The following is a 12,748-nucleotide window of genomic DNA, read 5'->3' as shown; positions in this document are numbered from 1 at the left end:
CGCCGAAGGGCTCGTGCGCGGGGCTCAGGAAGGGGCAGCGGAAGGCGGCGCAGTAGCTGGCTCGCTTGGGGCAATCGTCGGCGGTGCAGTCGGAGCGGCAAGGCTAGTCGGATCTGCGTGAGGTGGTGCTCATCGTGCTCGGCAAGCCGTTCGACCGACGGAAAATGGAGGCGACGCTTCGGCGGTTTGCCGAATGGTTCATGCAAGTATCGTTGGCGCGTGATGTGGGACCGTCCGCGGCGAGCCTCCCCTCCCCAAAGATGGGGAGGGGCGATAGTGTCCATCCATGCGGCCGGATGTTCTAGCTTACCGAGTGAACCAGACTTTCTCAGTGCAGGGCCGAACGCGCCATCATCGCCTGAATCTCGGCCTCCTCACGATCCGAGAGGTAGTTGCGGTAGTGCCAGTCGATTGCCGTCTCACTGTGCATCTGCAGCTTCTTGGCTGCCACCGTCCAGCCGTTGAGGACCTCCTTGCCGATCCACCCCTCGAAGTCGTCCGGGTGCACGCGCTCGTTCTCGGCCCTCTCCAGATAGACGCTGTAGTCCCAGCAGAGGTTGTCCTGCACCGCGGTAACCGGCTTGGCATTGCGCGCGAGCTGCATGTGGGCCACCACCAAGACCCCGCTCGGGGGTCGCACGCCATCGCTGGCCGGCTTGACCTTGGACGATGCTCCACGTTGCGCCCCGGCCTTGCCGTAGAAGCCGTAGAGCAGGTTATAGGCGCTGGTTACCGTGTGCACCGTCGGCATCGGGACGATCTTGAGCTCCTCGCGCAGTTTGGGCAGGTCAGCGCATCCGCCTCGCGCCTTTGCCCGCTCGAAGTTCTCCACCATCCGGCAGACGCGTGAGATGGCTTCGAGGCTGTTTCCGATAACTTCGAGCTCGCCGTTGGCGACGTGCCAAGTTAGCTGCCCACGCGCCGACACCAACTCATAGACCTTGTGCTTCTCGCAGTGATAGCAGGCGCCGAGCATCTTCTGGCTCCGGGCAATACCCGCCAGCGTTGATATATCTCCGGTATATTTTGTATTTTTCACGTCTTCACCTCTTTAATTTCGAATGGCAGATATTCAGCTAAGCCGAAGCAGGTTGGCATCGACCGACAGCAGACCAGCCATTCGAGTTATGCGGGGCCTGATCAAGTTCTGGTCATCACCATGCGCGCTCGCTCCGGCGACGCCCTTGAAGACGACCTCGGTCAGAGTAGGCCGCCCGAAGGGTCCGAAATACCCGCATCGCCGATCTTCGCGCATCGATTTTAGCGTCGGCGCAGCGGGCTCTGTGCGTATAGCCAACAGCTTTACCGGCGGTCCGACGTCGAACATGATACTCCAATTTGCATTGCGTTCGCCGATGGTGCTGCTGATTATTTCAGGGGCTGGCGGTATCGCGGGTTACGGCGGCAGCCCGATGTGTGACCACTCGCTTATCGCTGCTCTTGTCATTCTCCTCCCCTCGTGGTTCTGATTGATTCGTGGAGTTAAAGAAGCGGCGGCGGGCAACGGCTGTGCAGGACAAGTATCTTTGGCCGCCGAAGTGTACGCTGTCGTTCTACCGGCGTGGGGCCGCTCTCGGGAGCTTTACCAACCGACGGCTGGATCTAAGCGACACCCTGATGCTTCAGCACAATGCGAGTCAGTTGACGGTGGAATTTGGAGTGCTGACAGAAAGTCCTCGTTGGCTCTGCTGGGACGAGGAAAACTTGGCCAGAATCGAGGGCTTGATCCGCCACGACTTGGGCTTCGACGGTTACGGGGTCACCATTCGGCGATGCGCAGGATACGTCGGGATGCCCTGCGATCTGGAGTTTCGGTGGAAGCTCCGGATCCGACCGCGGTAGGCGTGTTCCGTCCTCGTGTTGGCAGCGACGTCGGTCAAGTGCGCCGTCGCGGGCGTATGAATTCCATCGACCCGTGGACCGTTTCCTTCCCAACGGGCGTGCGATCATGAGAGACATCGTGCAGGTCGAGGAGTCGGCAATGAGTTCCGCAGAGTCTAGTCTTGGCACGATCATCACGCCGTTGCGCCTCTCCGGCACGCCGGCCACCACGCTCCATGGTTGGCTGCCGCTGGAGGACGCCCTCAACACGCTCGGCCATCATGATCACCCGGGCCTTTGGGGATACATGCCCGGCTGGGCGGCCATGCCGTTCCGATGGTCTCGCAAGGAGCGACGGCATGTCCGCCACGATTTGCGATTGATGGGCATTCGAGCCAGGCTTCGACGTATTCCCGTCGACCTCGCACTCACGCAAGCCGAACGGCGGGTTTGCACGCGTTTGTACAAGGCGGTGCGCACGACACTGCGCGAGGCTTTCTAGACGGGCCGGCTCGCCGCGCACGCTGTGCATCACGCTACGGGCGTGCGCAGCCCGATGCTGGCTCCAGGGGTTTGGCTGAAGCAAGCCCGGCCGATCTTCTACACTGGCCGCACCGTGATCCGCGAACCCGGGCTGCCGGACCAGCTCGCCGACGTGGTGATCGAGAGGGCCGCCTTCGAACGCTGGATGGACGCCCGCCGGAAGGAAGGGGGGAAGACTGCGAGCGAGGCCATGTTGCACCAGGCGGGCGAGCTCATCCGCGCACACGAGCGTGCGCACGATTACGGCATTACTCGTGACGAAGCTTTGGATCTGGTGACCAGCGTAGCGCAGCGGCATGGCCGTGATGTGAGCGAACGACAGTTCAAGAAGCTGGTGTGGGCGCCGCGCAAAGCGAAAGCGGGCCGCCGGACGAAGGCTCAGAAAGAGCGGTTCACACAGCACCGCGGCGACTTATCCGACCACATAGCGGCGCTGTTTGCAGGTTCGGCGGGACCGTGAGGCCGGTGAGATGCGAGCGACCACCCGGATATCCAGCCCACGCAGCGCAGGAAGATTCCGCTCCGATTGCTGGAAAGCGCAATGATAGCAGCCACATAAATCCGCGCAGGTAATCGCAGCGGAGATTGGCCCAGCGCGGCTATTAGCCCATAGACAACCCGGTAAATGGAACGGCTTCGCCCACAGCAGCGAGGCCGCCCGTGCCCCCCAACCAAGCGACCGATCCCCCCGATGCCGCCCGTGAGCAACTAGCCGCGCTCGGGCTCGATAACTTCGAGACCGCAGCCGCGGTCGCTCAGCGCCAGCAGGCGATGGTCCGGGCTCTGGCCCGCACCAATGCCCCACGCGGCTTGATCCGTGAGCTCGGCCGGTGCAACCCCGACACCTGTGGCCCACGCCGCTGCCGCGACGGTTGCCACGAAGCCCAAGCGCGACTGCGCGCCGCGCTGATCCCGCAGGCCGACCTGCTGGTGCGCGCCCAGCCCGGGCCGCTGCGGGCCGTGACCCTCGTCCACCCGCTTTGGGAGGTGGCCGACGCGGCAGGCCCTGGGGCGATCTCGATCTCGGCGGTCAAGCAGCACGTGAGCATATTCATCGCAGGTCGCGGCCAGTCGAAGGGGCTGACGGCTTGTCGTTCGTGGTTCCGGCGGAACGCTCCCCGGCTCCGTTTTTGGTCTTCGGCGCTTCCTCAACCCGGTAGCTAAGCCAAACCATACCGCCCCTCTGGGGTTTCGGTCGCGAAATGCCGGAGCGCTTGACCTACGCCCGGCCGCTCGTCCGCATCGCCCTGGTAACAGAAGAAGCTCTCGACGCCGGTGAGGCCATCGACAGCCGGGTGGATGAGCACGCTGATCTCGTCGATCAGGCCCGCCTTCAGGAAGGCACCGTTGATGGCCGCGCTCCCTCCTCGTGTACCACCTCTACTATCCGAGCCGGCGCCGGCAACCGGCGGCATTCGAGGTGCTGGTCGAGGCCCTGCGCCACCGGGACTGAGACCGCTACCAAGCCGCTGGCGCTCAAGCAGCCGGGAGAGACCCGCGCCGCCCGAGCGGCTGCCCGTCCCGGAGCACCGCCATGGCCTCGTTGGCGGCCCGTTGCCCGCTATCGTGGGCCCCGTGAGCGGTCGTGAAGTCGAAGGGGTGTGTCGCCTCGCCTGCGAAGAACAGCCGGTCCTCGAAGGGGCGGGCCAGCCGCGCCCGCGCTTGGGATTGCCCCGGCAGGGCGCAACTGTAGGCACCGCCGATGGACGCCGTCCGGCTCCAAGCCGTGGCCGCGAGCGGGCGGATGGCCGAGGCCACGTCGCTCCCGAACAGGGCGACCAGTTCGGCCGAGGCGTGGGCGAAGCCGGCGGCCGGACCTTCCTCCTCCAGAATGCGGGCCCCTTCGCTGCCGAGGAACGCCTCGATGACCGGCCAGCCGTTGGGCCGGATCGAGTAGGCGGCTGACCGGGCGTCGCGCAGGTTGCCATAGGCGTGCGAGACCGGCTCGAACGCGGCGTCGCGCCTGATCTCCAGGAAGACCTTCTCGTTGCGGCCGAGCGGCAGGGCGGCGGCCGCCTCGCGCCAGGGCTCGGTTCCCGCGGGCAGGCGGATGGCATCGCCGGCCAGAACCGCGATCGAGACTGTGAGGATGGCGGCCCTGGCGCGGACGGTACCGGCGCGCGTCAAGACGGCGACGCCGTCCGCCATCAGGTCGACCCGCTCAACGGGGGTCGCCAGGCGCAGCGTCACCGAGGGCGGGAGGCTGGCAGCGACCAGGGTACCGTAGCCGAGTGGCAGGTTCCAGTTCCGACCCGTGGAAGCATCGTCGTAGGCGATGTAGTCGGTGGCCGAGATCCTCTCGGGCGCGACCCCGCTCATGAAGCCGGCGATAGTCCGCACGTAAGCGTCCCACTCACCCTCGGGCTCCAGGGCATCGCTCGCGCGGTCGCTGCCCTGCGCGATCACCCGGAGCCGCTCCTCCCAATCGCCGAACGCCTTCTGGGCCACCTCTTCGTCGTCCTGGCCCCAGGCGATGCCAGGATGCGCCTTCGCCCATGGCGGGTCGCTTCGGTCGACCGGGAAGCCGGACGCCTCGGCGATACCGACCCAGGCGTTGCGGTCGCCCGAATGGAGCCACTCGCAGCCGAGGTCGAGCGGATACCCGCCGAGATCCTGCGTAAAGGCGCGACCGCCAAGGCGAACCGACGCCTCAAGTAGCAGCACCGCCTTACCCTTCGCGGCCAGCCGCCGCGCGGCGCCGATGCCGGCAGCGCCTCCTCCTACGATGATGACGTCAAACTCGCTGCCCATGGGGCCGTAGGTGAGGTCGGCCGGCAATTGGGGCAAGCGTCGGCGGTCTTCGGGCGTCGTCCCTAGCCGGGGCGGGCACCGGCCATATCGGCAACTGCCGCTCCGCCAGCACCTCCGGGAAGGCCACGATGCCTGCCTTCGTGGTCGCGCGGTCCGCCGACAGATGAGAAAGCGGCAGGCGAACTGGTGACCCCTTGCGGACATTCGCTTTCAGATTGGGAACGTCCGGTGTTCATTTTTACCAGACATTCATTTGCGCATAAAAATATTCAATGAAAGAATTATGTATATTTCAAACAGATTTGGCAGATAAAATCAATTTAATAGGATCATTATACGATATATTAGCGCCACGTATCAGTTGTATGATTTCGATATCTTAAATTATGTTCGAAGCAATATATATTTTTATACTGATAATAAGAGTCTATAGAAGCGACAACGGTAATTACCCAGGGGGTATTTTTCGGCACGCGCGTTTTCCGCCCCCCCCTCTTTCACTTGGAGGGGGGGTTGCTCAGGCGGTGATGGTCGCGAGCAGGGTGGTGAAGGGCGTGGCCTTGGTCCGGAGGGCGGCGGTGGCGACGACGGTGCGCACGTCTGCCTCGCCTTTGGCCGCCCACATCGCCCGATAGCCGTTTGTCACCTTGCGCTGGACCACGGCCGGCCGGAGGTCGCGCTCGCAGGCGTTGTTGGTCACGTCGACCTTCCCCGGGAAGGCCACGAAGGTCAGGAGCTGGTCGCGCGCCCGCTGCATCCGGGTCTGGAGCGCTCGGGTGAGGTCGCAGGTGGCGGGCACCTTCAGGAGGGCGTCGAGATCCCCCTCCAACTCGCGCCGTTTGCGCGCCAGGGTCGAGGCGGCCAACGCGGTCAGCCGGCGGGCGAGCCCGAAGGCGTTGTCGAGCCACCACTTGAACCGCAGGGCGAGCAGGTCGTCGCTGGCTTCGGCTGCATAGGCCACGTCGCGGGCGAGGTGCGCCAGGCAGGTCTGCTGGCGCTCGCCGTGTCCCTGCTGGGCCGAGTACCGGTCCGAGAGCCACACCAAAGGCCGGTGCCCGGCCATCACCTCGCCGACGACAGCAGCAGACCGGCTCGGGGCGGCGTGATGCACCACCGCCTCCTCGCAGCGGAACACCCAGTGCCAGCTGTTGGTGCCCTCGATCCGCACCCCGGTCTCGTCCGAGGCCACCACCGGCGCCTGCCGCAGACGCGCCAGCGCCGCGTCCCGGCCCCCGGCAAAGCAGCCTTGGGCGCGCCGCAGCACGTTCATCAGCCCGCCCTGGCTGAGCTTCAGCCCGAACAGGTCCGACAACGCCGCCTGCAACCGTTCGTAGGACAGCGCCTGGAAGGTCTTCAGGTAGGTCGCCACCGCGTGCAGCCGCGACCCGAAGGGTGTCGCGTCGGCTCCCGCCGGGCGTCGGGCGGCGACCCGGGTCCGGCAGGCCGGGCAGGTCACGCACAGGCGCCGGTGCTGCTCCACCACCGGGCGAACCAGCGGCAGGTCGATCCGCTCGTGCACGCTGACGACCTCGGCCGGAAGGTCGGCCGGCAGTGGTTCGCCGCACGACGAGCAGGCGCAGGGCCGATGCTCCACCACCTGATCCGGATCCGGGGTCAGCGCCCGCTTGTGGCCCTCATGCCCGGGCTTGGCCCCGCCGGGACGGGACTTCTCCCGCCTCTCCTTGCGATCCGTGGCCGGCGGCTTGGACGAGGTGCGCGAGGTCTTCTCCGGCCGGTGCAGCTTCAGCACCAGCTCGATCAGTTCCTCCTTGCTCAGGCGCTCCAAATCGCTGCGGCTCATCCCGACAGGGAATCAGCCAAACCATCAGACGGCAAGGGGGGGCGACATGACACCTAAGCCGCGACCGAGCCGCCCGTCACGGCACCCCCCTGGGTAATTACCGACAACGAACATACGCTCACTGCCACAATGCATCTACGAGTTGTCTGCCGACGTGAAGTCCATCAGCATCAATCCAGAATTCCCGGATGGTGTCGTCGTGCGGTCCGATCCTCTTCTTGATCACCGACACCGCCCGGCGCAAGTGCCCATCCGCCTCGAAGAACCGAAACAAAAGTAGGGTGTCAGCAAGGTAGGTAGGATCAATCGCGGCCGAAATCTGTCCCACCAAGCCGTGCTGGACCAACACGAGTAGCGTCGTCACCATCTGCTGGTTCAGATAGGTCAGGATTTCGTGCATCTGAGGCAGTAGGTACTGCTCGCCCGGCATCGCGTTCTGATAGCCGGTGAGCGAGTCGATCAGCACGAGCCGCACGCCCTCGCGCTCGACAGCGTCGCTCACCATGGCGGCGAGCTCGCCCGGCGAAACCTCCGCCGGGTCGATCTGCTCGACCCGCAGGCGCCCCTCCGCGACCGCCGCCGTGATATCCATACCGAGACCGGCAGCCCGGCGCATCAGGATCCCGGTCGGCTCGTCGAAGCTCAGGATCAGCCCGCGCTCGCCGCGCGCCAGCGCCACCGTTACGTAGGCGAGCGCGGTCGAGGACTTGCCGACGCCGGAGGGGCCGAGAAGCATCGTGCTGGTGCCCCGGTCGAGGCCGCCGCCGAGCAGCGCGTCGAGGGCGCCATTACCGCTGCTGAGGCGGTCGACCTCATAGGGATGACCGTGCTCGGCCGCGACCAAGCGCGGGAACACCGAGAGGCCGCCGCGACGGATGACGAAGTCGTGGTAGCCGCCGCGGATATGCGTACCGCGCATCTTGATCACCCGCAGGCGCCGGCGCTCGCCGCCATAGAGGGGGACAAGCTGTTCGAGCTGGATCACCGCGTGGCAGAGATTGTGCAAGTTGAGGTCGTCCTGGTCGACGGTGAGGTCGTCGAGGAGGAGCGCGGTGGTGTCGTGGATGAGGAGATAGCTGCGCAAAGCCAGCACTTGGCGGCGGTAGCGTAGGGAGCTCTGCGAGAGCAGGCGGATCTCCGACAGGCTGTCGAACACCACCCGTTGCGGCTTGATCCGGTCGATCTCCGCGATGGCGAGCCGCACGGTCTCGCCGAGCTCGAGGTCGGAGGAATGGACGAGGCTCTGCTGCTGGCGCGGGTCGAGGCTGAGCTCGGGCGGCACCAGCTCGAAGATCTCGATGCCGTCGAGCGACCAGCCGTGGCGGGAGGCGACGGAGGCGAGCTCGCGCCGGCTCTCCGAGAGGGTGATGTAGAGGCAGCGCTCGCCGAGCCGCGCCCCGTCGCGGAGGAATTGCAGCGCGAGCGTGGTCTTGCCTGAGCCCGGCCGCCCCTCGACCAGGTGGGCACGGTTGGCCGCGAAGCCGCCCCCCAGAATGGTGTCGAGGCCGAGTGCCCCTGTTGCGACAGGGGAGGCATCGACGCGCTGAGTGGGCATGGGAATACTTTCAGAGCATGGTGAGCTTCACCACGGCGCTTGCAGGGTAGAAGGACAAATATGCCATCTATTTTTCAGGATATGTTAAATTGCTTATCCGGTGCCGTCCAAAGGACGCTCCCGCGGCTGCCATGCAAATGGCTTTTTCCAGGATTTTTGCCTATGCTTATTTGTCGGAAGCCCAGCGTATGAGGGCATTTCCGTTAATTTTTCAATGCGCCGACGAAATTCTTCATTGGAAGGACTGCGCGCTGAACCAGTGATGAAATTCTTTGCCATGAAAATTTTCTCCCGATAAGTTATATATTATAAACGCTATGATCTACCGCATCGCCGGCTTGATTCACTAGAAAATAGAGGCAATCTCACTTTCTCTGACAGCGCGATCTCCCATACGAGATCGGATACGGTACGACGCCTCCCCACTCCGATCCTCTGGCATGAGCTGCACAATTTCGAAAGTATCTCCGCTGCTCGTCAACCTGTCGGAGAAGCCGCCTTGAACCATGCGGACTTGTTGGCGCAGTTTGAATTTATGGGACACGTGGCTTGATCCTTTATTCATGATCGGGAAGATCTGCTAGTTCCGCCAAAATGCATTGCAACCACATCTGAGCTTGCGCCTTGCGGGCATCTCGCGCGGCCTGCTGCTTGGCACACAGCTTAACTTTAGCGACTGCGGCATCGGCAGCACGCAGCATTTCCTCAGGCGCCGCAAGCTCGCGCTCACGCACTTGCTGGGCTTCTGCTCTAGCCTACTGGATAATCCGAGTTACTTTTCAAGCAGCTCGTTCTGTCTCTCGCTCGGTCAGACGAATAGCTCTCGCTGCGAAGATAGCCCGCCGTTCGGCTTGCCTGTCCGCAGAGGCCAGGTCGTTCTTGGCGCCCCCCGCCTGAAACCAGGCTTGCAAGGTCTGGCGTGCCGCGGAGGCGGAACCCAGCCTTTCACCCAGAGGCGCTTCATTGCATTTGCCCATGGCTCAGGCTCGGTTCCTGACGAGGGATCGGATTGGGGACAAAAACCGGTTTGAGGCGTGTCAGTGCGGTTCGTGGACCGAGTGATCGCAGTAGGTGCGATCGGATAGTTGACGCCGCGACGCTGGTCGCCAACCTATTGCGAGTATCGATTGCCGAGAAGCGGCGACAGCTTGATTGCTACAACGCAAAGAACAAATTATAGATTTTCTCAAAGTTTACGCCGCTTTTTCGCTTAAAAAGCTACCGACACCTTAAATTTAAGCAATGAAAGTGAGGACAGATATGTCCTCACCCCAATGTAGTGAATTTTATGCCGACTGCAGATTGCCGGCAGACTGCTTGCCGCTGCGGCGATCGGTTTCCATTTCGTAGGAGAGTTTCTGTCCATCGGTAAGGGTCTGCATGCCAGCCCGCTCGACTGCTGAGATGTGGACAAAGACATCCTTGGTGCCATCATCCGGCTGAATGAAGCCGAAACCCTTTTGCACGTTGAACCATTTCACGGTGCCGATGCTCATCGTCATCTCCATATCTCCCAGGTGCATGCATGAACTCAGCGCGCCATAGCGTCGCTACAGCTCCAACTATCGACAGATCTGGAGAGAATAACAGAGCGGACGCCCGGGGTAAGCGGAACGAAAAGCCCGGCAATCCGGCCAATGATCAACTCGTCTCATATGGTTCGGATCAGGCGAATTAGCAAGGGCGCAGAGAAAAAACTTTTTGCGCGTTCGGTTTGTAATACGAAATCTTGCAAAGGTGGCCTCATCGCGCAGCTGTCCGCTTCGACATAAGATGTCAGGATTGTACCCTCTGCCTCGTCGGGCCTCTTCGCGCCGAGGCCGATCTCCCCGCCGATCGGTGTCGTCATACGAGCTCGGTAGCCTATCGAAAGAAAAGGGCTGCGTTGAATTGCGCTGTAACGTCATTGATAAGGATTAGCCCAAATTTTACTACCTATCCTGGCTCGATCACGGAGCATTGACGATCATATGCCGATCGATATGTCGAGGCTGTATCTCATTTTTGATCAAGAAGACGCCGGCGATGAGATCAGGCTGATCTTTTTTCAGACATATTTGACTATTTTTTGTTGCGCTGTCTAAGTGCGGATTTACCGATGAGCCATAGCTTCATCCGATAGTTTGATTATTTTACGGTCTTTCATATAAAAATATAATACATCGGAAAATAATTGGATGACGATCGTGGAGGCATCTCCGAAGGCTGGCACCGGATCGTCATTGGTGACGCCTTCAGCGTCTTTCGCCGCCAAGCACCAGCCGGAGCGAGCGGGCGAGTTCGTCGCGGCGATAGGGCTTGCTCAGCACCGGCAGCTCGCCGCGCCCGATGACCTGCCCCTCGTCGAGATTAGCGACATAGCCCGAAGTGAGCAGAACCTTAATGCCGGGACGGAGCCTTTGCGCCTCGACGGCGAGCTGAGAGCCGTTCATGCCGCCTGGCATCACCACGTCCGAGAACAGGATGTCGATGCGCTCCACCCCCCTGAGGTGCTCCAGCGCCTCCGCGGCGTTGCGTGCAACGACCACCCGGTACCGCAGTTCCTCCAGGCTCTCGACAGCCATGGCGAGCACCGGCTCGTCGTCCTCCACGAGCAGCACCGTCTCGCCCGCGCCGGCTCGGCGGAGTGGAATGGGGCTGACCGGCCCGGTCCCAGGCTCCTCGCCGGCTGGATCGGTCGAGCGTGGGAAACACAGGCTGACCGTCGTGCCCCGCCCGACCTCGGACTCGATGCGTGCGAAGCCGTTGGCACTGCGCGTGAAGCCGTAGACCTGGCTCAAGCCCAACCCCGTTCCCTTGCCGACCTCCTTCGTGGTGAAGAAGGGCTCGAACACGCGCGGGAGCGCGTCGGACGGGATGCCGCTGCCGGTGTCCGTGACCGACACCGTCACGTAGGGACCGGGCGGCACCCCCTTGTCGGCGACGGCCGAGGTACCGAGGTGGATGTTCCGGCTCGTCACGGCGATGCGGGCGGGGCCGTCCCGTCCCTCCATCGCATCTCGCGCGTTGACGACGAGGTTGAGCACCGCCGCTTCGAATTGGGCCGGATCGATGCGGATCGGATCGATCGCGGGATCGAGGTCGAAGGCCAGCGCGACGGCTCCGCCGGCCGCCCGCTCGGCGAGTGGCTTGAAGTCCAGGAGCAGCCGGTTCGGGTTGAGCGTCTGCGGCCGCAGCATCTGGCGCCGGGAGAAGGCGAGAAGCTGCTGGGTCAGCTGCTCGCCGCGCCTCGCCGCGCCCATGGCCGCCTCGGCCAGGCGCTTCACGCGCTCGACCTGCTCGGGCCGACGCAGCATCATGTCGAGCCCGCCGACGATGACGGTGAGCAGGTTGTTGAAGTCGTGCGCCACGCCGCCGGTGAGCTGCCCGATCGCTTCCATTTTCTGGGCTTGGCGCAGAGCCTCCTCGGTGGAGCGCTGGTCGGTGCGGTCCATCAGGATGCCGGCGATCCGCGTCGCCGTATCGCCCTCGTCGCGGACTCGGCCCCTGAGCGCGATCCAGCGCACCTGTCCGTCGGCGCGCCGGATGCGGCATTCGAGGTCGAGCGTGCCGGTCTCGCGGGTCGCCGCGAAAGCGCGCTCGGCGATGTCGCGGTCCTCCTCGACGACGTGCGCGATCAGGCTCTCTCTGTCCCAGTGCGGGCCCGCCTCGCCGTACCCGAAGACGGCGTCGAAGCGGGGCGAGCGCCGCGCCGCGCCGGTGCGGTCATCGAGGTCCCAGGACGCCATGCCGGCGGCGTCGAGGGCGAAGGCGAGGGTCTCGTGAGCGGTCTCGACCTCCCGCGTGCGCTCGGCCACGCGCCGCTCGAGATCCTCGTTGGCGAGCCGGAGCTGCGCTTGAGCCCGCTCGCGCTCCAGGAGATGCTCACGAGCCTGGTACTGGCGGCGGCGCGCCCGAAGGGCGGAGGCCGCGGCGCTGACGAGCGTCTCGGCATTCACCGGGCGCTCGAGCAGCACGACATTGGCGAGCCGGGCGAGCCGCTGCGACGCACGCTCGGAGCGGCGGGCGGCCTGGCGGGTCGCCAGCACGATGAAGGGGAAATCCGACCAGGCCGGTTGCGCATCGAGCCACGCAAAGAGGTCGGTGAGGTCACCTTCCAGCGCCTCCTCGGTGACGAGGGCAGCACCAGCGCCGGCCCGCAGGCCGTCGAGCCAGCCCCTCAGGTCGGGACAGGCTTGTGCGGGCGTGCCGGTCCCGGCGAGCACCTGCCCGATCACTGCGGCATCGCGCCCCCGCGGGGCCAGGATCAGGATGCGCTCCTCGTGCGCGACCGGCAT

General features: G+C 64.1%; 12 protein-coding genes and 1 pseudogene. 4 read left to right on the top strand and 9 right to left on the bottom strand.

All coding sequences use genetic code 11. The annotated features are described in order from the left end of the window. Position 1: 1 nt before the first annotated feature. Positions 2-118: pseudogene (locus tag AC3AOF_RS23755) on the top strand (DUF1236 domain-containing protein); the annotation flags it as partial. Between the two features lie 210 nt (positions 119-328). Here the strand turns inward: AC3AOF_RS23755 and AC3AOF_RS23750 are convergent. Then, positions 329-976: a hypothetical protein gene (locus AC3AOF_RS23750; protein WP_236988545.1), complete on the bottom strand. Its 648-nt coding sequence runs from the start codon at positions 974-976 to the stop codon at positions 329-331. Positions 977-1,948: 972 nt separating this feature from the next. On the opposite strand from AC3AOF_RS23750, the gene AC3AOF_RS23745 reads away from it, so the two are divergent. The 3 genes from AC3AOF_RS23745 to AC3AOF_RS23735 all read left to right on the top strand — a co-directional run bounded on the left by AC3AOF_RS23745 (position 1,949) and on the right by AC3AOF_RS23735 (position 3,528). Further along, complete coding sequence (locus AC3AOF_RS23745; RefSeq protein ID WP_488346683.1) at positions 1,949-2,323, top strand: hypothetical protein; 375 nt, start codon at positions 1,949-1,951, stop codon at positions 2,321-2,323. A gap of 42 nt (positions 2,324-2,365) precedes the next feature. Then, entirely contained in the window at positions 2,366-2,824 is a 459-nt protein-coding gene (locus AC3AOF_RS23740; RefSeq protein ID WP_488346682.1) for a hypothetical protein, read from the top strand. 200 nt (positions 2,825-3,024) lie between these two features. Beyond that, positions 3,025-3,528, top strand: coding sequence for a hypothetical protein (locus AC3AOF_RS23735; RefSeq protein ID WP_236988547.1), 504 nt, complete (start codon positions 3,025-3,027; stop codon positions 3,526-3,528). Here AC3AOF_RS23735 and AC3AOF_RS23730 read toward each other — a convergent pair. The 8 genes from AC3AOF_RS23730 to AC3AOF_RS23695 all read right to left on the bottom strand — a co-directional run bounded on the left by AC3AOF_RS23730 (position 3,525) and on the right by AC3AOF_RS23695 (position 12,748). Then, a complete protein-coding gene (locus AC3AOF_RS23730; RefSeq protein ID WP_236988548.1) occupies positions 3,525-3,779 on the bottom strand; it encodes a hypothetical protein in 255 nt (84 codons plus the stop codon). The genes AC3AOF_RS23735 and AC3AOF_RS23730 overlap by 4 nt on opposite strands. A gap of 61 nt (positions 3,780-3,840) precedes the next feature. Continuing rightward, positions 3,841-5,115 carry a flavin monoamine oxidase family protein gene (locus AC3AOF_RS23725; RefSeq protein ID WP_488349044.1) on the bottom strand — a complete coding sequence of 425 codons (1,275 nt, stop codon included), beginning with the start codon at positions 5,113-5,115 and terminating at the stop codon, positions 3,841-3,843. A 517-nt stretch (positions 5,116-5,632) separates the two neighbouring features. After that, the gene (tnpC, locus tag AC3AOF_RS23720) at positions 5,633-6,916 is read right to left on the bottom strand and encodes an IS66 family transposase (protein WP_236993540.1); all 1,284 of its coding nucleotides are present in this window, start codon (positions 6,914-6,916) and stop codon (positions 5,633-5,635) included. Between the two features lie 118 nt (positions 6,917-7,034). Then, positions 7,035-8,471 (bottom strand): ATPase domain-containing protein, encoded by a 1,437-nt coding sequence (locus tag AC3AOF_RS23715; RefSeq protein ID WP_488346681.1) that lies wholly within the window; start codon positions 8,469-8,471, stop codon positions 7,035-7,037. A 557-nt stretch (positions 8,472-9,028) separates the two neighbouring features. Further along, complete coding sequence (locus tag AC3AOF_RS23710; protein ID WP_167858512.1) at positions 9,029-9,205, bottom strand: hypothetical protein; 177 nt, start codon at positions 9,203-9,205, stop codon at positions 9,029-9,031. A gap of 45 nt (positions 9,206-9,250) precedes the next feature. Continuing rightward, a complete protein-coding gene (locus AC3AOF_RS23705; RefSeq protein ID WP_355291264.1) occupies positions 9,251-9,448 on the bottom strand; it encodes a DUF6481 family protein in 198 nt (65 codons plus the stop codon). Between the two features lie 309 nt (positions 9,449-9,757). Then, positions 9,758-9,967, bottom strand: coding sequence for a cold-shock protein (locus AC3AOF_RS23700; protein WP_135414733.1), 210 nt, complete (start codon positions 9,965-9,967; stop codon positions 9,758-9,760). Positions 9,968-10,705: 738 nt separating this feature from the next. Further along, positions 10,706-12,748: an ATP-binding protein gene (locus AC3AOF_RS23695; RefSeq protein WP_488346680.1), complete on the bottom strand. Its 2,043-nt coding sequence runs from the start codon at positions 12,746-12,748 to the stop codon at positions 10,706-10,708.

It is taken from the genome of Methylobacterium sp. 142-1Y (genome assembly GCF_057747795.1).
Note: the sequence above shows the minus strand (reverse complement) of the source record. Positions and strands in the feature narration are given on the sequence as shown.